We start from the raw sequence: 21,425 nt of genomic DNA on the forward strand, positions 1-21,425 counted from the left end.
TACAAAAGCAATTATTTTTGCACCACAACTAAATACAACTATACCATGACAATTTTACTATTGGGATCCGGCGGAAGAGAGCATGCTTTTGCGTGGAAAATGACTCAGAGTCCGCTTTGCGAAAAACTTTTTGTTGCACCAGGAAATGCAGGAACGGCAGCAATTGCTACAAACGTCGCAATGTCTCCAACAGATTTTGATGCGATCAAAGCATTTGTAATTAAGGAAAATGTAAAAATGGTGGTCGTAGGACCAGAAGATCCTTTGGTAAAAGGGATTTACGATTATTTTAAAAACGACGAGAGTTTACAGCATATTCCGGTTATTGGGCCATCAAAATTGGGAGCTCAGTTAGAAGGAAGTAAAGAATTTGCCAAAGAGTTTTTAATGAAACATAATATTCCAACTGCTGCTTACGACAGTTTTACGGCTGAAACAGTAGAGAATGGATGTGCTTTCTTAGAAACATTACAGCCTCCCTATGTTTTAAAAGCAGATGGTTTGGCCGCAGGAAAAGGAGTTTTGATTATTCAGGATTTAGAAGAAGCTAAAACAGAATTAAGAAACATGCTGGTTCACGAAAAATTTGGAGCAGCAAGTTCAAAAGTAGTTATCGAAGAATTTTTGGACGGAATAGAATTAAGCTGTTTTGTTCTGACTGACGGGAAAAGTTATAAAATTTTGCCAACGGCAAAAGATTACAAACGTATTGGCGAAGGTGATACAGGTTTAAATACAGGTGGAATGGGAGCTGTTTCTCCGGTTCCTTATGTTGATGCTGTTTTGATGGAAAAAATTGAAACACGTATCGTAAAACCAACCATTGAAGGTTTCCAGAAAGATGGAATCGAATATAAAGGATTTGTATTTATTGGTCTGATCAATGTAAAAAACGAACCAATCGTTATTGAGTACAATGTAAGAATGGGAGATCCTGAGACTGAAGTTGTAGTGCCAAGATTAGAATCAGATTTAGTCGAATTGTTTCTTGCAGTGGCCAATCAAAAATTAGATTCATTCGAATTACAGGTAGATCCAAGAAGTGCGACTACTATTATGGTGGTTTCTGGCGGATATCCGGAAGATTTTGAAAAAGGAAAAGTAATTACAGGTTTAGAAAACATTACCGATTCTATTGTTTTTCATGCAGGAACAAAATTAGAAGGCGAGAACATCGTTAGTAACGGAGGACGTGTACTAACCGTAACATCTTATGGAGACGATTTCCAGCAGGCCATAAAAAAATCTTACCAAAATATAGATAAACTAAATTTTGATAAGATGTATTTTAGAAAAGATATTGGCTTCGACTTACTTTAAAAAAGAGTGAGCTGTAGTATCTTGGTTTTCAGTTCCGGCGTCATCAAAAATGCGTAATTGTTTGATCCAATAAACGATTGCGCATGAACAGATGATCATAAAAATCCAGTTAATAGTATTAGCACCAAACCAGGTAACAAGTTCCAAACGACGTAAAAAATCAAGTGGAGCGAATAAAATGTTAACGAATAAGTACTGTATTCCTTCAAAAAAAGCTGTCATAATTTATAAAATTATATGTTATTTATTGTTGTGTAACGCATTGAAACCAGAAGTCTAGTAGTAGAATCTTTTTTCAACTTGTTGGTTTTCCTTTTTAAACAAGTATTATATTTACAATCACAAAAGTATAAAATATCCTTATGATAACAAGTGTTTTTAAAAAATCTACGCCATTAAATTATTCATTGGTCGTAATTTTGATACTGGTTTTCTTTTTTCTTTTTCAAATTCAGGAACCATCATGGGTGAGTTCTTATTTTTTGGCGTTCCAAAAAGTGAGTTTGTTGTGCTTTATTTTGGCGTCTTTTTTCCTGATTAATTTTATCGTAAAAAAGAACGGACTTAGTAAAGACAATGGATACGCGATATTTTTTTACTTATTGTTTCTATTGTTTTTCCCCACGATATTTAACAATGCTAATGTAATATATGCGAACTTTTTTGTACTGCTGGCACTTCGAAGATTGATTTCGCTGCAATCTTTAAAAGCTTCAAAAGAAAAAATATTTGATGCTTCATTTTGGATTTTAATAGCTTCTTTATTTCAATTTTGGTGTATTCTCTTTCTGATTTTAGTTTTTATCTCCATCGTTTTTCATGTTTCGAGAGATTATAGAAACTGGATTTTACCATTTATAGCGCTTATTGCGGTATCGATAATCTTTTTATTGATCTCCTTAATCTTCCATATTGATATAACTGAGTTTTTTCAGAAACGTGCTGTAATCGATTTTAATATTGATTATTTCAAGAGCAATTACGAAAACGGAGCACTTTCAATCTATGTGGCTGTATCTTTATTTTTTGTAGTTTCGATGCTGATGACGTTGTCTAATCGACCGCAAATACTACATTCTTCATACAAAAAAGTAGTAGCATGTTTTTTTATTGCGGCCTTTGTGTACATTCTTTCAACAGATAAAAGTAACGATTTACTCTTTTTTAGTATTGCACCTTTGACCATCATGGCAGCAAGTCATGTAGAGTATATGCAACAAAAATTGAATAACGAAATTGTATTTTACGTGTTGATTTTGTGTAGTTTATTTACATTTTTCTCTCAGTTATAATTTACTTCCGTAAGCAAGATCGCCTGCATCACCAAGCCCCGGAACAATGTAGTTCTTTTCATTTAGCTTTTCGTCTAAAGAAGCGACCCATAAATGACAGTTTTCAGGAAGATTTTCCTCAAGAAAAGCAACGCCTTCTGGTGCTGCGATAACCACTACAATATGAATTTCTTTTGGAGTTGCATTTTGAATGAGTTTTTCGTGAACTGCAACAATAGACTGACCTGTTGCCAGCATTGGATCAAGAAGTAAAACCGTTTTGTCGTTTATGTTTGAAACCGCTTGATATTCAACCCGGATTTCAAATTCAGCATCGTTATTTGGATGATACCTACAGGCCGAAACAAAGCTGTTTTCGGCATGGTCAAAGTAATTTAGAAAACCATTATGCAACGGTAAACCGGCTCTTAAAATAGAACATAAAACCAAATCACTTTCTATTTCGGTAGTTTCTTTAATGCCTAACGGAGTTTGAATTTCGACATTTTTATAAGCAAGATCCTTGCTCAGTTCATAAGCCATAATTTCGCCAATTCTTTCAATATTTCTTCGAAAACGCATACTGTCGTTCTGAACATTTACATTTCTGATTTGGCCCAAAAAATGATTTAAGACACTGTTGTTTTTGGAGATATAATGAATTTTCATAATGAAATTTTAGAATTATGGATATATTGTAGTGCAATAACGAAAAATTAATCGTTTTCTTCACACCATAAAAGTATAAAAAGTATCTTTGTGTCTCTAATAAATAAAGACATGTTTTCAAAATTAGCATATTCTGTTTTCGAACAAAGTATCAAAGATTATCACCAATTTGATAATGTTGATCAACCTATAAACAATCCTTACCCAAAGGATAAGTTTGAGCATTTATTGTATTTAAAAAACTGGATTGACACTGTTCAATGGCATTTTGAAGATATTATTCGTGATCCGAAAATCGATCCGGTAGCTGCTCTGACTCTAAAAAGAAGAATCGATGCCTCAAACCAGGAACGTACAGATATGGTTGAATACATCGACAGCTACTTTTTGCAAAAATACAGTGATGTAAAAGTAAAAGATGGCGCAAAAATCAATTCTGAAAGTCCGGCATGGGCTTTTGACCGATTGTCTATTTTAGCTTTAAAAATTTATCACATGCATGAAGAAGCCACTCGTGCTGAAGCTTCACAAGAACACAGAGATAAATGTCAGGAGAAATTAAATGTGCTTTTAGAGCAAAGAAGCGATTTGTCTACTGCGATTGATGATCTATTGACTGATATTGAAAATGGAGATAAATTCATGAAAGTGTACAAACAAATGAAAATGTACAATGACGACGAATTGAATCCCGTTTTATACCAAAACAAAAAATAATTTGGCAGAGTTGTCCAATAGAATAAAGCATATAGCCGTCATGAGACTATCCGCAATGGGAGATGTCGCCATGACGGTTCCTGTTTTGCGCGCTTTTGTAAAACAGTATCCAACCGTTAAAATCACTGTAATATCGCGTCCGTTTTTTAAACCCTTTTTTGAAGGAATTCCTAATCTTGATTTTTTTGCTTTTGACGAAAAAGAACGCCACAAAGGATTTGCAGGGCTTTTAAGATTGTACGCTGACGTAAAAAAACTTAAAATTGATGCTTTTGCAGATCTTCATAACGTTCTGAGATCTAAAATTGTAAGTCTTCTTTTCGTTTTAAGCGGAAAAAAAAGAGCAACAGTTGATAAAGGCCGTGACGGTAAAAAAGAACTAACGCGTGCCGAGAATAAAATTTTTAAGCAGTTGCCAACCATGTTCGAAAGACACGCAAAAGTCTTTGAAAAACTTGGTTTTCCTTTAGATTTATCGAATCCGGAGTATCCGAAAAAAGCAATATTAAGCTCAGATATTTTAGAAATAATTGGTAACCAAAGCCATAAATTAATTGGGATTGCACCTTTTGCCCAATACGATTCTAAAGTCTATTCCCAAGATCTAATGCAGGAAGTAATTGCAAAATTGGCAGAGAATAAATCCTGTAAAATTTTACTTTTTGGAGGAGGAAAGAAAGAAATTGAAATTCTGGATTCCCTTTCAGAACCATTTGAAAATGTAATTAATATGGCTGGAAAAATTAAATTTCAGCAGGAATTACAACTCATTAGTAATTTGGATGTCATGCTATCTATGGATTCCGGAAACGCCCATATTGCTGCAATGCTGGGAGTGAAAGTAATTACACTTTGGGGGGCTACACATCCGTATGCAGGATTTTTACCATTCGGACAAACAATGGAAAATGCTCTGGTTTCAGATAGAAATCAATATCCAAAATTACCAACATCTGTTTATGGAAACAAAATCGTTGAGGGTTATGAAGACGCTATGAGATCGATTTCTCCAAAAGAAGTAGTGGAGAAGATTCAGTTAAGCATATAATCCATTTAAATCGTAGAAAAAATACCCAATTGTTTTCTTTTTGCTTTTATTAGCAACAATTACAACAAAATGATTCTCTTCTTCGGTAGACAACAAAATGTGTTCAAAATCTTCCGTTGAATTTCTGTAGATTTTATGCACCAATTGAGATTCTTTAACTTTGCTCGATAGTACTTTAGCGGCTTTTAATTTGCTGATATAAGGCCAGATATTAAAATTATTTTTATCTGAAGCCTTTATTTCAGTCATTTTACCAATCATTGTTGCACTGTATTTTTCTTTGGTAAGTAATTTAGGAGCTTTTTTATTTTGTTGCTTTTTAATGATAAAGTAAATACAAGAAAGAGCTGTTATTACAAAAAGTGCTATAAATGATAAACGAAGGAAGTGATGTATTGTCATAATATTTAATATTTAAACGTGTTGACAAATTTGATTTAGCTCTACAAATCTCCAGAAGAATACGAGATTGCGATTACTTTAATTTTACCCCTAATGTAATAAAAATTCAGCAATATTTTAGAAAATAATCTGCTTTATTGTAATTGCAGTTATAGCCAAATTTTCTCATCCCGAGATCTGCTATAAATATAACTTTTTAGATTCGAAATCGTGGCTTGATAATTTGGCGCTTCATAACCAAATCGTTCATGTTCCATTTGTTCTTTTTCGATAGCATTGCAGCCTTTAATAACTTCTTTAAGCATATCCAGCATGGCGAGTTCTTTATTGTTTGTCTTCTGAAATTTAAACTCTATAAGTTCATCCTGAAGTTCTTCACAGTATTCCACAAGTTTTTCAACTTCAGGTTGCTCTAAAAGATATTCTCTATTTTTAAAAATTTCCTGTACAGATTTCATGGCGTAAATTTTTAGTTTCAAATTCCAATTTTACAAAGATTGCTAATAATTGTAAAAAAAAATTCCAAATCCCAATTGTAAGTTTGGAATTTGGAATTTAAATATTTTGAGATTTTAATGTCTAAACATCATCATAATCTACATAAATAGACTCTGAAGTTGGATGTGCCTGACAGGTTAAAATTAAACCTGAAGCGATTTCCTTATCGGTTAAAATCGAGTTTTTAGTCATTTCTGCGCTTCCGGAAGTTACACGAGCCAGACAGCTGCTGCAAATTCCACCCTGACAAGAGTATGGAGCGTCGATACCTTGTTTTAAAGCCGCGTCAAGGATCGTTTGTTTTTGAGACATTTCGAATGAAACTTCATCATCATCTACTAAAACAGTAATTTTGGTATGTCCTTCTAACGAGGTATTAATTTTATTTTCCTGTGTAGAAGAAGTAAAAAGTTCAAACTTAATAGCGGATTCTTTTACATTTTTCTCTTTCAGAATTCCGGAAACCGTATCGATCATTTCCTCCGGACCGCAAAGGAAAAATTTATCAAATTGCAGTTCTTTGTGTTTGTTATTTAGAACAAAATTTACTGCTGATTTATCGATTCTGCCAAACAAAGCATTTTCGGCTTTAGCCTGACTGAAAACATAATGCACAAAAAAGCGACCTACATATTGCAATTGCAAATCGTGTAATTCCTGATAAAAAATAGTTTCGTCTGGAGTTTTATTTCCATAAACCAATACAAATGAACTTTTTGGTTCACTTTTTAAAACCGATTTTATAATAGAAAGAACAGGAGTAATTCCACTTCCCGCTGCAAAAGCGGCATAGTTTTTTTGTCTTTCAGCATCCGGTTCAAAAGTAAATTTTCCTTCCGGATGACCTACTTCAAGAACATCTCCGGCCTTAAGTCTAGTATTGGCAAATTGAGAAAACAAACCATTTTTTACTGCTTTTACCGCAATGCGTAATTCACCGCTTTCCGGTGCAGAACAAATCGAATAAGCACGACGAATCTCTTGATTGTCAAGAGTTAATTTTAAATTTATGTATTGTCCGGCTATAAATTTATAATCCGGTTTTAGTTCTTCGGGAACATTAAAAAGTACAGAAACAGCATCGGCAGTTTCACGTTTTACCTCTTTAATTATTAGTTTTAAGAATGAAGGCATGATTGTATTTTTTATGCAAAAGTAGCAAACGATGGTTAATTCACAGGCACTAAGTTATTATTTTTAACTTTTTTTGTAACGTTTTCTTACATTTGATCACATACTAAGAAACTCAAAACAATTAACCATGATTAAAAAGTTTATTTATCTGGAATGGAAAGCCTTTGTTAGATCTGCATCATTTGGCACAAGTGTCGTGATGAAAGTTTTAATAGGGTTTTTAATGGTCTATTTTTCGTTGCTTTTTGTCGGAGCAGGAGTAGGGGCATTTTATATTCTAAAAAAAATGAATCTTGAACCATTAGTGACCGTCAATCAATTTTTGATTTATTATTTTCTTTTCGACCTGGTCATTCGTTTATTGATGCAGGCAATTCCTGTGTTGAACATCAAACCCTTGTTGATTTTACCTTTCAAAAAACCAACCATCGTCCATTTTTCATTAGGCAAAACAGCTTTGTCTTTTTTTAATTGGGTTCATGCGCTCTTTTTTATTCCTTTTTCAATTGTGCTAGTTCTGGAAGGTTATGATCCTTTGGGGGTTGTCTTTTGGTTTTTAGCTGCGTTCTCCTTAATCTATATCAACAATTTTTTGAATATTATTTTAAGTAATATTGATAAGTTGTTTGTTGTTTTTGTTGGAGCAATTATTGTTTTAGCAGCAGCGCAATATTATAAACTCTTTGATATTACCCTTTTTACAACACCAGTTTTCCAAGGATTTTATGCTGTCAAAGGAGTGTTTTTGATTCCTGTTTTAATCTTAGTTGGACTTTATCTGTTTACATTCAAGTACTTCAAGAATAATTTGTTTTTAGATGCCGGGCTTTCTAAAAAAGAAGACATTGCGACGACTGAAAATCTTTCCTGGCTGAATCAATTTGGAACTTTGGGAACTTTTCTTAAAAATGATATCAAATTAATTAAGAGAAATAAAAGGTCAAAAACGACTATACTAATGAGTTTTTTCTTTTTGTTCTACGGATTAATCTTTTTCGGAAACAAACAGCAGCCGGAAGTGATGAATATCTTTGCCGGAATATTTGTTTCGGGTGGCTTTTTGTTTGTCTTTGGTCAGTTTGTACCTAGTTGGGACAGTTCGTATTACCAGCTAATGATGACACAAAACATTCCGTATCGCGGTTATATTACGTCAAAATGGTGGCTGATTGTGATTGCTACTTTTATATCGACCATACTTTCTTCTTTCTACCTTTTCTTTGGATGGGAAATTTATTTAACCGTTGTTGTTGGCGCTATTTATAACATAGGAGTCAATTCTCATCTGGTACTTTTGGGCGGTGCTTTCACAAAAACACCAATCGATCTAAGTTCGGCAGGAGGGGCTTTTGGAGATAAAAAAGCATTTAATGTTAATGCCATGCTGTTAACGTTACCTAAGATATTATTGCCTTTAGGACTTTATGCGATCGGACTCTATTTAGGAAACAAAACCATCGGATTAGCACTTGTGGCAGGTGCCGGAGTTTTAGGCTTTGTTTTTAAAGACAAGGTTTTTTCTCTTATCGAAAAAAGATATAAAGTAGAGAAGTACAGTACGATAAGCGCTTATAAACAAAAAAACTAATTAGTTAATTAGAAAATGTGTCAATTAGAAAATTGATCGCATATAATTGAAAACCAATTAAATTAACGATTAAACAAATCAACAATTAAACTTTCAAAAATGATACAAGTAAATCAACTTTCAAAAAAATATAACGAAATAACAGTTTTAAACATTAACAATCTAGAAATTCCAAAAGGGCAGAGCTTCGGATTGGTGGGAAACAACGGAGCAGGGAAAACTACTTTTTTCAGCTTATTATTGGATTTGATTCAACCTACTACAGGGAATATAAAAAATAATGATATTCAGGTAAATACAAGCGAAAACTGGAAATCTTTTACAGGATCATTTTTAGATGAAAGTTTCCTGATTGGATATTTGACTCCAGAGGAATATTTTTATTTTATCGGAGATTTGCGCCATCAGAATAAAGCAGATATTGATGCTTTGCTGTTAGAGCACGAAGAGTTTTTTAACGGAGAAATCCTGAACAATAAAAAATACCTGAGAGATTTATCTAAAGGAAATCAGAAGAAAGTGGGTATTATCGCAACACTTATTGGAAATCCTGAAGTAGTTATTTTAGATGAGCCTTTTGCCAATTTAGATCCGACAACTGTGAGCCGATTAAAAAAGATCATTAAAGATCTGGCTGATAATCCAAATGTTACAGTGCTGGTTTCCAGCCATGATTTGCAGCATACAGTAGAGGTTTGTGATCGAATTGTAGCATTAAACAAAGGTGAAGTGGTCAAGGATATTCAGACTTCAGAAGAAACCTTACAAGAACTGGAATCGTTTTTTGCTGTATAAGTTTCTATATTTCAAAAAGAAGCGTATTTTTACAAGTCAATATACTAAAAATCCTTTTTAGAAGTTAATTGATATAAACTCTTTTCTATTGAAAAAGAATACTCTTAAATATAGTTTTTTTATCGTTTTTTTATTCTTTTTGATAGCCTGTTCTACCAAGAAAAATACTTTTTTGGCCAGAAATTCCCATGCGCTTAGTACAAAGTACAACATTTTGTATAATGGTGGAATAGGTCTTGACAAGGGATTAAAGGCTATTCAGGCCAACAATCAGGATAATTTCTGGAAAATGCTTCCGATCGAAAAAATGCAGATCGATGAGAATTTTTCGGAAGGAGAAAAAGCGAAGAATGCAGATTTTGAAAAAGCCGAGACCAAGGCAACAAAAGCCATTCAGAAGCACTCTATGAATATTGGAGGAAGAGAGCGAAATTCACAAATTGACGAAGCCTATCTGATGCTTGGAAAAGCCAGATATTACGATCAACGATTTATTCCGGCTTTGGAGGCATTCAACTATATTTTGTACAAATACCCTAACAGCAGTAATATCTACACGGCAAAAATTTGGCGTGAGAAAACCAATATGCGCTTAGGCAATGATGCTATTGTGGTAAAAAACATCAACTTGTTATTAAAAAATACAGATCTGAACAAACAGACTTTTTCGGATGCAAATGCGTTATTGGCAGAGGCGTATTTACATTTGGAAGAAAAAGACAGTGCGGTTACCAAACTTAAAATTGCGGAAAAATTTACCAAGATAAATGAAGACCGCGCACGGTACCGTTTTATCTTAGGGCAGATGTATCAGGAAGCCGGAATAAGGGACAGTGCCTTTTATTATTATGACGGTGTGATCGATATGAATCGAAAAGCCGATCGAAAATACATGATGCATGCCTATGCAAAAAAGGCCCAAATGTTTGATTATAAAAACGGAGATCAGGATTTGTTTATAGAAATGTACAATAAATTACTGGCAGATCGTGAAAACAGACCTTATTTGGATGTGTTGTTTTATGAAATGGGAGTCTTTTTTGATAAAAATGATGAACAGCAGGATGCCTTATTTTTCTATAATAAGTCACTGGGAAGAAAATCAAAAGACCCTTATTTGGTTGCTTCGACCTATAGGAATATTGGGAATATGTATTTTAAGAACACCAATTATACGGTGGCGGCCAAATACTACGACAGTACATTAGTAAAATTAGATCCTAAAACCAGAGAATTTGCTTTTATTCAAAAAAACAGAAAAAATCTGGACAACGTAATTAAATACGAAGCGATTGCAAAACGCAACGACAGTATCATTAAAGTGTATGGTTTGTCTCCGGCCAACAGAAAAAGTTATTTTAACGATTATATCGCAGCACTTAAAGAAAAAGATGAGGCGAAACGAATCTTAGAAGAAAAAGAAAAGGAAAAATTAGCCAATATTGATCGCAACACTAAGGCTGATGGAGGACCAACCGCTGTAAATCCACAAGCAGTAGGAGGGACCAATCCTGGAATAGGGGCGTTTAATCCGCCATCAGGAAACGAAACGGCAAGTACAAGTACTTTTTATTTTTACAATCCTACGACAGTGGCTTACGGAAAATTGCAATTCAAGAAAGTATGGGGTAACAGAGTCTTAGATGGAAACTGGAGACTGTCAGCTGTGAAATCAGCCAATACTGCAGCCTTAAATGATACTTTAAATAATAATGATGCAAACAAACTGAAAGACACCATTGTTATTGAAAAGTATACTACTGATTTTTACGAAAAACAACTTCCTCAAACACAGGCTGCAATTGATAGTATTGGCGTAGAGCGTAATTTTGCATACTATCAATTAGGACTGATCTACAAAGAGAAATTTAAGGAATATAATCTGGCAAGTGATAAACTGGAACAATTGCTAAAAAACAAACCGGAAGAAAAACTGGTTTTACCGGCAATGTATAATTTGTATAAAATATATCAAATTACCAATCCTGCACGCGCAGAAAGAATAAAATCGGATATCATAACCAACTACCCAAGTTCGAGATATGCACAAATCTTAAATAATACTAATGCAGGAGATTTGTCCTCACCGGATAAAGAATACCAAAAATGGTACAAATTGTATGAGGAAGAACAGTTTGATACCGTTCTGGATAACATTGACAACCTGATTAATCAATATTCGGGGGATGAAATTGTTTCTAAGTATGAATTGTTAAAAGCCAATACTTTAGGTAAAGTAAACGGTTTGGCTGCTTATAAAAAAGGCTTAGAATCTGTTGCCGATAACTATCCGAACAGTGATGAAGGTAAAAATGCGCGTGAGATCTTAGAAAAGCAAATACCGGGCTTAGAAAAAATGGATTTTACTTCAGTAGATAGTAAAAACTGGAAAATTTTATATGTAGTTCCTAACAACGATTCTAAAACTCGTAAAAAGATTGAAGAAGCAATTAGAGTATTTTTGTTAGTTGAAAACTATGAGAGGTTAACAACTTCTTTTGATAAGTACAACAGAACCGAAAGTTTTGTGGTTATTCATGGTTTAAAATCAGAGGCTTACGCCAAAGATATTTCAGGAGTTTTTAGAGATGATAAAAAGTATAAAATATCAAATCCGGCAATTATTATCTCAAGTGATAATTACAAATTGATTCAAATTAAAAAGAATCTCGAAACCTACTTAGCCCCAAAAACCCCATAATCATGTTTGACAAAGTAAAAAAAAACGGAACAGAACTTTTAGGAAAAACAAACCGAATAGTTGAAGGAACCTCTATTGTTGGAGATATCGTTTCTAAAGACGATTTTAGACTAGATGGTGAATTGATAGGAAATTTTACTTCGCAAGGCAAACTGGTTATAGGAGCCTCCGGTATTGTAAAAGGCGAAATTGTTTGTAATAATGCCGATATTGAAGGCGTATTTCAGGGGAAAATTAAAGTTTTAGAAGTCCTTAATATAAAAGCAACGGCACAGATTCATGGAGAAGTTGCCATCGGAAAACTGTCTATAGAACCAGGCGCGAATTTTACCGCTACCTGTACCATGTTAACTCATACTAAAGAAGTAACCCTAAAAGATGGAAAAGGAACCGAACAAAAACAAAAGGAACAAGTGGCTTCCACTTATTAACATTCCCGTTCAAATGGGAATTATAATTTTTTTATTTTCCTATTTTGGTACATGGCTAGATGAAAATCATCCGAGCCAAAAACTGTCTTACAACACCATTTTTGTAATGATTGGGGTTGGATTAGCACTATATAATGTTATTCGCCAGGTTAATGAAATCAATAAAACAAAGTAATTGATCTATTTAGCAGCTTTAAATAAATAGTGCATCTTTGCAGAAAATTATTTCAAATGTTAGTAAAAAGCTACAAACCCATTTTATATTTATTCTTCTTTGCATTGGTCGCTTGTGTAGTGCACAAAGCATTATTTTTATTTTTAGACATTAATGCCCAAAATTTTTATTACAGTATAGAATTTTTGTATTTGATTTTTTTCGGGCTATCTGCGCTTTTATACCTTATATTATTAATAGTAAAGAAAAAGAACTTTGAAGTTATTGGTATGGCTTTCCTGTTCGGAACCTTTACACAGATGTTAGTAGGATATCTAATTTTAAGACCTATTTTAGAAAATAAAAGCGGAGAGGTTATGGTTGAAAAAATCAACTTTTTTATAACATTTATTTTATTTTTGTTATTTGAGACGCTTTTAACTGTCCGATTATTAAATGAAAAGCGTTAAAATAGGGATTCTGTAAAACAAGGTTCAAAAATAATTTTTCATATCCTTTTGAATATTAATAAAAAATGTACCTTTGCACCAAATTTTAGAAACGTAAAAAATAAGATTTTTAACAGATATGGTGATTTCAAACAAACCGCTCAAATTTATTCTTGCAGCTTTAGTAGCTTGTTCTCCAGTAATGAGTTTTGCAAATTCAGAGAATGACTCAACGCATGTACATACTGAGGCAGCTCATGAAGAAAAAGTAATTTCACATAACGCACCTTTGGAAGGTGAGCATGCAGCTCTTGATCCGAAAGCAAAAGTGGATGCTTTTATTGATCATCACTTACAAGATTCTCACGATTTTGTTTTCTTCTCAGATGAAAAAGAAAATAAACAATACGGTTTTCCATTACCTGTAATTCTTTTTGACGGAGGTTTGAAAATTTTCTCTTCTTCAAAATTACACCATGGTGAAGCAGTTGCTGAAGTTGACGGAAATTTTTACAAACTGGTTCACGGTAAAATTTACAAAACAGATGCTGCCGGAACGATTACTTTAGATCATCACGGACATCCGGAAAACGAAAAGCCATTAGATTTTTCTATTACTAAAAATGTAGTGTCAATGCTTTTTGTTTCGGTACTATTATTTTTAATGTTTACCGGATTAGCAAAATCATACAAAAAAGGACCAATCCCAACTGGATTCGGAAGAGTATTAGAACCGCTTATTATTTTCATCAGAGATGAGATCGCAGTTCCAAATATTGGAGAGAAAAAATACAGAAAATTTATGGGTTACCTGTTAACTGTATTTTTCTTTGTGTGGTTGTTAAACTTATTAGGTATGACTCCACTTGGAATTAACGTTACAGGAAATATTGCAATCACAGTTTGTTTAGCTGCGTTTACTTTTATCATTACTCAGTTTAGTGCAAACAAAGATTATTGGGGACACATTTTCTGGATGCCTGGAGTTCCTGTTCCAATGAAAATTATTTTAGCTCCAATTGAAATCTTAGGAACATTGACAAAACCATTTGCATTATTAATTCGTTTGTATGCAAATATTACGGCAGGTCACGTAGTAATTATGAGTTTGATTGCGATGATTTTCGTAGGTAAAAATTTAGCTGCAGATTTGCCAATCTCTTTAGGACTTACATTATTTATTTCGGTAATCGAAGTTTTAGTTGCATTTTTGCAGGCGTTCATTTTCACAATGTTATCATCATTGTTTATTGGTATGGCAGTTGCTGACCATGATCATGATCACGGTCACGATGACAATGTTATTATTTAATTTAGAAGTTTAATTTTATATATATAAATACTTATGGGAACAATTCCAACTTTAGTAGGTGCAGGTTTAGTAGTAATCGGTGCTGGTTTAGGTCTAGGTAAAATCGGTGGATCTGCTATGGACGCTATTGCTCGTCAGCCAGAAGCTGCTGGTAAAATTCAAACTGCGATGATTATTATCGCGGCTTTATTAGAAGGTTTAGCATTTGCTGCTTTAATCTTAGGAAAATAATAAAGAAAGAACTAACAACATCTTTAACGGTTGGTTAAAGGTGTTGTTACTTTTAAAAAAAGAAATTAAATATTTAATATAGTTATAAAATGGATAAGTTAATTAACGATTTTTCATTCGGTTTATTCTTTTGGCAAGCTCTAATCTTGTTGGTTTTAATTTTACTTTTAGTAAAGTTTGCCTGGAAACCAATTATGGAATCTATCACAGCAAGAGAAGAAGGTATTAAAAATGCATTACTTTCTGCAGAAAATGCAAAAAGAGAAATGGAAAACTTACAAGCTGACAATCAAAGAATTTTGAATGAAGCTCGTGCAGAGCGTGACGCGATGCTAAAAGAAGCTCGTGAAATGAAAGAGAAAATGATTGCTGATTCTAAAAACGAAGCACAAGAAGCTGGTCAAAAAATGATTGAGCAAGCTAAAGCTGCTATCGAAAGTGAAAAGAATGCTGCTATGGCTGAATTGAAATCACAAGTTTCAACTTTATCATTAAGCATCGCTGAGAAATTATTGAAAGAAGAATTATCTAACAAAGAATCTCAAACTAAATTAGTAGAGAAAATGTTAGGTGACGTAAAGCTAAACTAAGATTATGGCAAGTACAAGAGCAGCAATTCGTTATGCAAAAGCAATTCTGGACTTAGCAAACTCTAAAGGTGTTGCCGAAGCTGTCAATAACGATATGAAGTCAATTGCAACAGCAATTGAGAGTAATTTAGAACTGAGTACCTTTATTCAAAACCCAACTACAAAAGTTGAAGTTAAAGAAAGTGCTCTTTTAGAAGTTTTTGCAGATGTAAATGGTGTAACTAAAGGGTTATTTCATTTATTGTTTGAAAATAAAAGATTTGAAATTCTGGAAGCTATTGCTTTAGAATACAAAAAAATATTTGACGAAGGTAACGGTGTTGAAGTAGCAAAAGTTACAACAGCAATTCCAATGGACGCAGCTTTAGAAGCTAAAGTTTTGGCAAAAGTGGCTACTTTATCAGATAAAAAGATAACAATTGAAAATACAGTAGATCCATCTATTATTGGAGGATTTATTTTAAGAATAGGTGATCAACAATACAATGCTTCTGTCGCAAACAGATTGCAGGTATTAAAAAGAGAGTTAAGTAATTAGTTTTATTACACATAAAAGTGTCTAAATTATAAATTAAGATGGCGGAAATCAAACCTGCTGAAATTTCAGCAATATTAAGAAAGCAAGTAGAAGGTTTTGAATCTGGTGCTACGCTAGAGGAAGTAGGAACAGTACTTCAAGTTGGAGACGGTATTGCTCGTATTTACGGGCTATCGAATGTACAATATGGTGAGTTAGTTGAATTTGACAACGGACTTGAAGCTATTGTATTGAACCTTGAAGAAGACAATGTTGGTGTGGTACTTTTAGGACCATCAACTGGAATCAAAGAAGGATCAACAGCAAAAAGAACGCAACGTATTGCTTCTCTTAAAGTAGGTGAGCAAATGGTAGGACGTGTAGTAAACACTCTTGGTTTTCCAATTGATGGAAAAGGACCAATTGGTGGAGACTTATATGAAATGCCTTTAGAAAGAAAAGCACCTGGTGTTATCTTCCGTCAGCCGGTAACTGAGCCATTACAAACAGGAGTAAAAGCAGTTGACGCTATGATCCCGGTTGGTCGTGGACAACGTGAGCTTGTAATTGGTGACCGTCAAACAGGTAAATCAACTGTTTGTATCGATACAATCTTAAATCAAAAAGAATTTTACGATGCAGGAAAACCTGTATTCTGTATATATGTTGCAATTGGGCAAAAAGCTTCAACTGTAGCAGGAATTGCTAAAATGTTAGAAGAAAAAGGTGCAATGGCTTATACAGTTATTGTTGCAGCTAATGCTTCTGATCCAGCTCCAATGCAAGTTTATGCTCCTTTCGCAGGTGCTGCAATCGGAGAGTATTTTAGAGATTCAGGTCGTCCGGCTTTAATTGTTTATGACGATTTATCTAAACAAGCTGTTGCTTACCGTGAGGTTTCTCTTTTATTAAGAAGACCACCGGGACGTGAGGCTTACCCTGGAGACGTTTTCTACTTACACTCTCGTTTATTAGAGCGTGCTTGTAAAGTAATTGCTGATGATGGAATTGCTAAAAACATGAATGATTTGCCAGATTCTATCAAGTCTATCGTAAAAGGTGGTGGTTCATTAACTGCATTACCAATTATCGAAACTCAGGCTGGTGACGTTTCTGCATATATCCCAACAAACGTAATTTCGATTACAGATGGTCAGATTTTCCTTGATGGAGATTTGTTCAACTCTGGAGTTCGTCCTGCGATCAACGTAGGTATCTCTGTATCTCGTGTTGGAGGTAACGCTCAGATTAAATCAATGAAAAAAGTTTCCGGAACTTTAAAATTAGATCAGGCTCAATTCCGTGAATTGGAAGCTTTCGCTAAATTTGGTTCTGACTTAGATTCAGTTACATTAAACGTAATTGAAAAAGGTAAAAGAAACGTTGAGATCTTGAAACAAGGTTTGAATGATCCTTATACAGTTGAAAATCAAGTAGCTATTATCTATGCAGGTTCTAAAAACTTATTAAGAAACGTACCTGTAAATAAAGTAAAAGAATTTGAAGCTGATTTCTTAGCTTACTTAAACAGCAAACATAAAGATACGCTTAACGCGTTAAAAGCTGGTAAGTTAGATGACAACATTACTGATGTTATCGAAAAAGCAGCAAAAGAAATTTCAGCAAAATATAACTAATTAGATAATTAGTAGATTAGATAATTAGAGAATGTATCGCATTTTTCTAATTATCTAATTTGCAAATTGTCACATTTTCTAATTAATAGATGGCAAATTTAAAGGAAATCCGTAATAGAATTACTTCCGTTTCATCGACGATGCAGATCACATCGGCTATGAAAATGGTTTCTGCTGCAAAGCTTAAGAAAGCACAAGATGCAATCACTGCGATGCGCCCTTATGCCGAGAAATTAACGGAGTTATTGCAAAATCTTTCGGCTACACTTGATGGTGAAGTTGGAGGTGATTACACTACACAACGTGAAGTAAAAAAAGTATTGCTTGTAGCTATAACTTCAAACAGAGGTTTATGTGGGGCATTCAATTCTAACGTAATTAAAGAGGTTAAGAATCGTACCGAATTTTACGCAGGAAAACAAGTTGACGTTTTTGCTATTGGTAAAAAAGGAAATGATGTTTTAAGCAAAACGCATAAAGTACACGGTCATCATAATGCAATTTTTGATCATTTAACTTTTGAAAATGTTGCCGGAATTGCTGATAATTTAACAGAGAAATTCTTGTCTGGAGAATACGACAGAATCGAATTAATTTACAATCAGTTTAAAAATGCTGCGACACAAATTGTTCAAACAGAACAGTTTTTACCGTTAGCTCCAATTAAATCTGATGCAGCAGTTTCTACAGGAGATTATATTTTCGAACCTTCAAAAGAAGAAATTGTGTTGACTTTGATTCCAAAATCATTAAAGACACAACTATATAAAGGAATTCGCGATTCATTTGCTTCAGAACACGGAGCACGTATGACAGCAATGCACAAAGCAACTGACAACGCAACTGAGTTAAGAAACCAATTGAAATTAACTTACAATAAAGCACGTCAGGCTTCTATTACAAACGAAATCTTAGAAATCGTTGGTGGAGCGGAAGCTTTGAACGGATAAGAAAATTTCATTATAAGAAAAAGCAAAAGAGCCGACATATCAATGTCGGCTCTTTTTATATATAGGATTGTTATTTTTTTAGACCTTAGTTATAAAATGGTGATTCTCAATTTAGTCAAAAACAGAGAATCAATACCATTTTATAAAATCACCAATAGCTTTGTCTTTTATGGGAACAAACTAGCTTTATTAGTCCCGATGCTCTGTTTTTTTAAGGGTTACATTTCAGCAGAATCAATCCCTGTGCTTTGTCTTTTATAGGAACAAACTAGCTTTATTAGTCCTAATGCTTTTCTTTTTTGAGGAGTGTTTTTTAGCTTTTTCATTCCCTTTGATACAAAGTTAAGACAGAAGAGGTTCTGGAAATTTATAGAATTTTCAAACTTTTTTATACATTTTACAGGTGCAGTTGTGGTTCAATTTTGTGAGGAGCTATGAAAAAAATTGAGTATTTTTGAAATCTATTTTTTTAAACAATGAAACTACAAATACAAGAACTCACTACAGTCGAAGAAATGCTGGGACAAATTGAAACCATGCGATTTCTTTATCCTAAGCTTACCCTCGAAAAGTACACGGCATATCTTTCAGAAATGGTTCCACATAACTACATCCAAATAGGTGTTTTTGAAGATGGAGTTTGTTTAGGAATTACCGGTTGCTGGTCGGCTACGAAACTATGGACAGGAAAATATCTTGAAATAGACAATTTTGTCGTAAATCCCGAGGTTAGGTCAAAAGGTATTGGCAAATTGTTGACGGATTACATCGAACAAAAAGCTTTAGATTTAGATTGTAGTAGCATCGTTTTGGATGCTTTTACTGGAAATTTTGCAGCACATCGTTTCTATTATAATCAGGGATATGGACCAAGAGGTTTTCACTTTGTTAAAATTTTAGACGAAAAAAAATTAACTCAATAAAATTACCGGCAAGTTTTTTTATTGAACCTACAAAATCAATAATAAACCAAAGAATTGGTTATTTTTGTTTTATAAATTTTATTACAGACATATTTTGGGATTATATAAAAATCTATTCAAACAAACTGCTATTTACGGACTGGCAACGGTTTTGCCGAGAATGCTAAGTTTTCTATTAGTGCGATTATATACAGGTATTTTACCAACTGCAGAATACGGTGAGGTATCCATTGTTTTGTCTTGGATGGTTTTCTTTAATGTGGTGCTTTCCTACGGAATGGAAACAGCATTTTTTAGATTTTATAGTGCCGAAGAGGATAAGAAAAATGTAATAGCAACGTCTACGATTTCGATATTCTGGTCGTCCATAATTTTCTTATTTGCAGCCTTAATTTTTAGAAACACACTGGCAACTCTGGCCGAAGTAGATGTGCAGTATATCACTTACACTGTATGGATCCTGGTTTTAGATGCTTTGGTTTTAATACCTTTTTCTAAATTAAGAGCCAATCAGCGACCTATGGTTTATGCGGCCATTAAAATCGGTAATGTTGTAATTAACTTATTACTGAACTTGTTTTTTCTGATGTATCTCCCTAAACTGGCAGCATCAAACCCTAATTCTGTTTGGGATAATTTGTATGTTGAGAACTTCCAGATTGCCTATATATTTATTGCAAATCTGCTAGCGAGTTTAGCCACTTTTATTGTGCTTTCCCCTAACTACCTTTCTCTTGGAAGAAAATTTGATCCGATACTTTGGAAAAAAATGATGAAATACGGTTTACCGATTTTAGTTGCGGGACTTGCATTTGCGGTTAACGAGCATTTTGATAAAATTTTATTGGGCTATTTATTGCCTGAGAATCTTGCAAAATCTGAGGTAGGAGCTTATTCCGCTTGTTATAAACTTGGATTGTTCATGGTTTTATTTGCTACGGCGTTTAGATTAGGTATCGAGCCTTTCTTTTTCAGTCACGCAAAAAACGAAAATGCGCCTCAGACGTATGCCGTAATTACTAAATATTTTGTGATTCTGGGTTCGTTGATTTTATTGGGTGTTATTGTTTTTGCCGATGTTTTAAAATATTTATTGCTGGATAATAAATCCTATTGGGAGGCAATGAAAGTAGTGCCGCTAATCATTCTGGCGAATTTCTTTTTGGGAATTTACAACAACCTCTCGGTTTGGTATAAACTAACAGACAAAACGCAAATAGGAGCTTATATCTCTATTGTAGGTGCGATTGTAACTCTGGTTTTAAATTATATTTTAATTCCAAAATACAGTTATTACGGTTCTGCAATTGCTACTATCTCTGCTTATGGAAGTATGATGCTGATTTCTTATATTTTAGGAAACAGATACTATCCGATACCTTATGATATGAACAAAATTGGAGCTTATTTGGGAATTTCAATTGTATTTTCGGCTATTTCTTTTTATGGATTTAGAGAGAATTATTTTGTTGGAATCCCTTTATTTCTAGGCTTTGTCTATTTTGTTTATCACAACGAAAAACAAACAATCAAAGGAATGATGAATAAAAAGTAATAATACTTTTTAACCTTTTATAATAAAAATGAAAATACAAATTATCAATAAATCACAGCACGCTTTACCCAACTACGAAACTATTGCCTCGGCTGGAATGGATTTGCGTGCCAATTTAACGGAAGTTATTACGTTAAAACCTTTAGAAAGAACTATTGTAAAAACCGGACTTTTTATTGAGCTTCCTATTGGTTATGAAGCACAAGTACGACCAAGAAGTGGATTGGCTGCGAAAAAAGGCGTAACAGTTTTAAACTCGCCCGGAACCGTTGATGCAGATTATAGAGGTGAAATAGGCGTAATTTTAGTAAATTTATCAAATGAAGAATTTGTAATTGAAAACGGAGAACGTATAGCACAACTTATAATTGCAAAACACGAAAGAGCAGAGTGGATTGAAGTTGAAGAGCTTTCAGAAACGTCAAGAGGTGAAGGCGGATTTGGTAGTACAGGAGTAAAATAGAAATTTAATAATTTAATAATTGAAAAATTAAAAAAACAGCAAATCTTTTAATTTTTTCAATTTTTTAATC

Annotated in this window: 24 protein-coding genes; 19 read left to right on the top strand and 5 right to left on the bottom strand. The window is 33.7% G+C overall.

The annotated features are described in order from the left end of the window. Window positions 1-45: 45 nt before the first annotated feature. Window positions 46-1,320, top strand: coding sequence for a phosphoribosylamine--glycine ligase (gene purD / locus OGZ34_RS04870; protein ID WP_173968138.1), 1,275 nt, complete (start codon window positions 46-48; stop codon window positions 1,318-1,320). Here purD and OGZ34_RS04875 read toward each other — a convergent pair. Further along, entirely contained in the window at window positions 1,312-1,542 is a 231-nt protein-coding gene (locus OGZ34_RS04875) for a DUF6341 family protein (protein WP_017496855.1), read from the bottom strand. The genes purD and OGZ34_RS04875 overlap by 9 nt on opposite strands. Window positions 1,543-1,682: 140 nt before the next feature. Between OGZ34_RS04875 and OGZ34_RS04880 the strand changes: the two genes are divergently transcribed. Then, window positions 1,683-2,612: a DUF6427 family protein gene (locus tag OGZ34_RS04880; protein ID WP_173968137.1), complete on the top strand. Its 930-nt coding sequence runs from the start codon at window positions 1,683-1,685 to the stop codon at window positions 2,610-2,612. On the opposite strand, the gene upp is transcribed toward OGZ34_RS04880, so the two are convergent. After that, complete coding sequence (gene upp, locus OGZ34_RS04885; RefSeq protein WP_173968136.1) at window positions 2,607-3,260, bottom strand: uracil phosphoribosyltransferase; 654 nt, start codon at window positions 3,258-3,260, stop codon at window positions 2,607-2,609. The genes OGZ34_RS04880 and upp overlap by 6 nt on opposite strands. A gap of 111 nt (window positions 3,261-3,371) precedes the next feature. On the opposite strand from upp, the gene OGZ34_RS04890 reads away from it, so the two are divergent. Both OGZ34_RS04890 and OGZ34_RS04895 read left to right on the top strand, forming a co-directional pair. Next, the gene (locus OGZ34_RS04890) at window positions 3,372-3,977 is read left to right on the top strand and encodes a DUF4254 domain-containing protein (RefSeq protein ID WP_173968135.1); all 606 of its coding nucleotides are present in this window, start codon (window positions 3,372-3,374) and stop codon (window positions 3,975-3,977) included. 40 nt (window positions 3,978-4,017) lie between these two features. Continuing rightward, window positions 4,018-5,025, top strand: coding sequence for a glycosyltransferase family 9 protein (locus OGZ34_RS04895; RefSeq protein WP_263362308.1), 1,008 nt, complete (start codon window positions 4,018-4,020; stop codon window positions 5,023-5,025). On the opposite strand, the gene OGZ34_RS04900 is transcribed toward OGZ34_RS04895, so the two are convergent. From OGZ34_RS04900 to OGZ34_RS04910, 3 genes are all read right to left on the bottom strand, one after another. Further along, complete coding sequence (locus OGZ34_RS04900; protein WP_263362309.1) at window positions 5,014-5,427, bottom strand: hypothetical protein; 414 nt, start codon at window positions 5,425-5,427, stop codon at window positions 5,014-5,016. The genes OGZ34_RS04895 and OGZ34_RS04900 overlap by 12 nt on opposite strands. Before the next feature lie 149 nt (window positions 5,428-5,576). Beyond that, complete coding sequence (locus OGZ34_RS04905; protein ID WP_263362310.1) at window positions 5,577-5,885, bottom strand: hypothetical protein; 309 nt, start codon at window positions 5,883-5,885, stop codon at window positions 5,577-5,579. 121 nt (window positions 5,886-6,006) lie between these two features. After that, the gene (locus OGZ34_RS04910) at window positions 6,007-7,059 is read right to left on the bottom strand and encodes a ferredoxin--NADP reductase (protein ID WP_173968131.1); all 1,053 of its coding nucleotides are present in this window, start codon (window positions 7,057-7,059) and stop codon (window positions 6,007-6,009) included. Window positions 7,060-7,186: 127 nt separating this feature from the next. On the opposite strand from OGZ34_RS04910, the gene OGZ34_RS04915 reads away from it, so the two are divergent. The 15 genes from OGZ34_RS04915 to dut all read left to right on the top strand — a co-directional run bounded on the left by OGZ34_RS04915 (window position 7,187) and on the right by dut (window position 21,355). After that, a complete protein-coding gene (locus OGZ34_RS04915) occupies window positions 7,187-8,647 on the top strand; it encodes a DUF5687 family protein (RefSeq protein ID WP_173968130.1) in 1,461 nt (486 codons plus the stop codon). A 99-nt stretch (window positions 8,648-8,746) separates the two neighbouring features. Continuing rightward, window positions 8,747-9,442, top strand: a complete 696-nt coding sequence (locus OGZ34_RS04920; protein WP_173968129.1) for an ABC transporter ATP-binding protein — start codon at window positions 8,747-8,749, stop codon at window positions 9,440-9,442. A gap of 88 nt (window positions 9,443-9,530) precedes the next feature. Next, window positions 9,531-12,143 carry a type IX secretion system periplasmic lipoprotein PorW/SprE gene (gene porW, locus OGZ34_RS04925; protein ID WP_263362311.1) on the top strand — a complete coding sequence of 871 codons (2,613 nt, stop codon included), beginning with the start codon at window positions 9,531-9,533 and terminating at the stop codon, window positions 12,141-12,143. Between the two features lie 2 nt (window positions 12,144-12,145). Continuing rightward, complete coding sequence (locus OGZ34_RS04930) at window positions 12,146-12,574, top strand: bactofilin family protein (protein ID WP_173968127.1); 429 nt, start codon at window positions 12,146-12,148, stop codon at window positions 12,572-12,574. Then, on the top strand, window positions 12,522-12,749 hold the full coding sequence (locus tag OGZ34_RS04935; protein ID WP_173968126.1) for an AtpZ/AtpI family protein: 228 nt from the start codon (window positions 12,522-12,524) through the stop codon (window positions 12,747-12,749). Before OGZ34_RS04930 ends, OGZ34_RS04935 begins: the two co-directional genes overlap by 53 nt. Before the next feature lie 56 nt (window positions 12,750-12,805). Then, entirely contained in the window at window positions 12,806-13,198 is a 393-nt protein-coding gene (locus tag OGZ34_RS04940) for a hypothetical protein (RefSeq protein ID WP_263362312.1), read from the top strand. A gap of 118 nt (window positions 13,199-13,316) precedes the next feature. Then, window positions 13,317-14,489, top strand: coding sequence for a F0F1 ATP synthase subunit A (atpB, locus tag OGZ34_RS04945; RefSeq protein ID WP_173968125.1), 1,173 nt, complete (start codon window positions 13,317-13,319; stop codon window positions 14,487-14,489). A 33-nt stretch (window positions 14,490-14,522) separates the two neighbouring features. Then, complete coding sequence (gene atpE / locus OGZ34_RS04950; protein WP_008465835.1) at window positions 14,523-14,720, top strand: ATP synthase F0 subunit C; 198 nt, start codon at window positions 14,523-14,525, stop codon at window positions 14,718-14,720. 89 nt (window positions 14,721-14,809) lie between these two features. Next, window positions 14,810-15,310, top strand: a complete 501-nt coding sequence (locus OGZ34_RS04955; protein ID WP_026727280.1) for a F0F1 ATP synthase subunit B — start codon at window positions 14,810-14,812, stop codon at window positions 15,308-15,310. A gap of 4 nt (window positions 15,311-15,314) precedes the next feature. Continuing rightward, the gene (atpH, locus tag OGZ34_RS04960) at window positions 15,315-15,848 is read left to right on the top strand and encodes an ATP synthase F1 subunit delta (RefSeq protein ID WP_173968124.1); all 534 of its coding nucleotides are present in this window, start codon (window positions 15,315-15,317) and stop codon (window positions 15,846-15,848) included. Window positions 15,849-15,886: 38 nt separating this feature from the next. Beyond that, a complete protein-coding gene (gene atpA / locus OGZ34_RS04965) occupies window positions 15,887-17,464 on the top strand; it encodes a F0F1 ATP synthase subunit alpha (protein WP_053472983.1) in 1,578 nt (525 codons plus the stop codon). Between the two features lie 89 nt (window positions 17,465-17,553). After that, window positions 17,554-18,414: an ATP synthase F1 subunit gamma gene (atpG, locus tag OGZ34_RS04970; RefSeq protein WP_173968123.1), complete on the top strand. Its 861-nt coding sequence runs from the start codon at window positions 17,554-17,556 to the stop codon at window positions 18,412-18,414. Window positions 18,415-18,890: 476 nt separating this feature from the next. Then, the gene (locus OGZ34_RS04975; RefSeq protein ID WP_173968122.1) at window positions 18,891-19,337 is read left to right on the top strand and encodes a GNAT family N-acetyltransferase; all 447 of its coding nucleotides are present in this window, start codon (window positions 18,891-18,893) and stop codon (window positions 19,335-19,337) included. Between the two features lie 94 nt (window positions 19,338-19,431). After that, complete coding sequence (locus tag OGZ34_RS04980) at window positions 19,432-20,892, top strand: lipopolysaccharide biosynthesis protein (RefSeq protein ID WP_173968121.1); 1,461 nt, start codon at window positions 19,432-19,434, stop codon at window positions 20,890-20,892. 28 nt (window positions 20,893-20,920) lie between these two features. Further along, complete coding sequence (dut, locus tag OGZ34_RS04985; protein ID WP_173968120.1) at window positions 20,921-21,355, top strand: dUTP diphosphatase; 435 nt, start codon at window positions 20,921-20,923, stop codon at window positions 21,353-21,355. Window positions 21,356-21,425 lie beyond the last annotated feature (70 nt).

The organism is Flavobacterium collinsii, from assembly GCF_946903285.1.
In the GTDB taxonomy this organism is placed as follows: domain Bacteria; phylum Bacteroidota; class Bacteroidia; order Flavobacteriales; family Flavobacteriaceae; genus Flavobacterium; species Flavobacterium collinsii.

Excerpts from the sequence above, each read along its gene's own strand:
- purD (WP_173968138.1), top strand. The coding sequence starts at position 46 with ATGACAATTTTACTATTGGGATCCGGCGGAAGAGAGCATGCTTTTGCG.
- OGZ34_RS04875 (WP_017496855.1), bottom strand. The coding sequence starts at position 1,542 with ATGACAGCTTTTTTTGAAGGAATACAGTACTTATTCGTTAACATTTTA.
- OGZ34_RS04880 (WP_173968137.1), top strand. The coding sequence starts at position 1,683 with ATGATAACAAGTGTTTTTAAAAAATCTACGCCATTAAATTATTCATTG.
- upp (WP_173968136.1), bottom strand. The coding sequence starts at position 3,260 with ATGAAAATTCATTATATCTCCAAAAACAACAGTGTCTTAAATCATTTT.
- OGZ34_RS04890 (WP_173968135.1), top strand. The coding sequence starts at position 3,372 with ATGTTTTCAAAATTAGCATATTCTGTTTTCGAACAAAGTATCAAAGAT.
- OGZ34_RS04895 (WP_263362308.1), top strand. The coding sequence starts at position 4,018 with ATGAGACTATCCGCAATGGGAGATGTCGCCATGACGGTTCCTGTTTTG.
- OGZ34_RS04900 (WP_263362309.1), bottom strand. The coding sequence starts at position 5,427 with ATGACAATACATCACTTCCTTCGTTTATCATTTATAGCACTTTTTGTA.
- OGZ34_RS04905 (WP_263362310.1), bottom strand. The coding sequence starts at position 5,885 with ATGAAATCTGTACAGGAAATTTTTAAAAATAGAGAATATCTTTTAGAG.
- OGZ34_RS04910 (WP_173968131.1), bottom strand. The coding sequence starts at position 7,059 with ATGCCTTCATTCTTAAAACTAATAATTAAAGAGGTAAAACGTGAAACT.
- OGZ34_RS04915 (WP_173968130.1), top strand. The coding sequence starts at position 7,187 with ATGATTAAAAAGTTTATTTATCTGGAATGGAAAGCCTTTGTTAGATCT.
- OGZ34_RS04920 (WP_173968129.1), top strand. The coding sequence starts at position 8,747 with ATGATACAAGTAAATCAACTTTCAAAAAAATATAACGAAATAACAGTT.
- OGZ34_RS04930 (WP_173968127.1), top strand. The coding sequence starts at position 12,146 with ATGTTTGACAAAGTAAAAAAAAACGGAACAGAACTTTTAGGAAAAACA.
- OGZ34_RS04935 (WP_173968126.1), top strand. The coding sequence starts at position 12,522 with ATGGAAAAGGAACCGAACAAAAACAAAAGGAACAAGTGGCTTCCACTT.
- OGZ34_RS04940 (WP_263362312.1), top strand. The coding sequence starts at position 12,806 with ATGTTAGTAAAAAGCTACAAACCCATTTTATATTTATTCTTCTTTGCA.
- atpB (WP_173968125.1), top strand. The coding sequence starts at position 13,317 with ATGGTGATTTCAAACAAACCGCTCAAATTTATTCTTGCAGCTTTAGTA.
- atpE (WP_008465835.1), top strand. The coding sequence starts at position 14,523 with ATGGGAACAATTCCAACTTTAGTAGGTGCAGGTTTAGTAGTAATCGGT.
- OGZ34_RS04955 (WP_026727280.1), top strand. The coding sequence starts at position 14,810 with ATGGATAAGTTAATTAACGATTTTTCATTCGGTTTATTCTTTTGGCAA.
- atpH (WP_173968124.1), top strand. The coding sequence starts at position 15,315 with ATGGCAAGTACAAGAGCAGCAATTCGTTATGCAAAAGCAATTCTGGAC.
- atpA (WP_053472983.1), top strand. The coding sequence starts at position 15,887 with ATGGCGGAAATCAAACCTGCTGAAATTTCAGCAATATTAAGAAAGCAA.
- atpG (WP_173968123.1), top strand. The coding sequence starts at position 17,554 with ATGGCAAATTTAAAGGAAATCCGTAATAGAATTACTTCCGTTTCATCG.
- OGZ34_RS04975 (WP_173968122.1), top strand. The coding sequence starts at position 18,891 with ATGAAACTACAAATACAAGAACTCACTACAGTCGAAGAAATGCTGGGA.
- dut (WP_173968120.1), top strand. The coding sequence starts at position 20,921 with ATGAAAATACAAATTATCAATAAATCACAGCACGCTTTACCCAACTAC.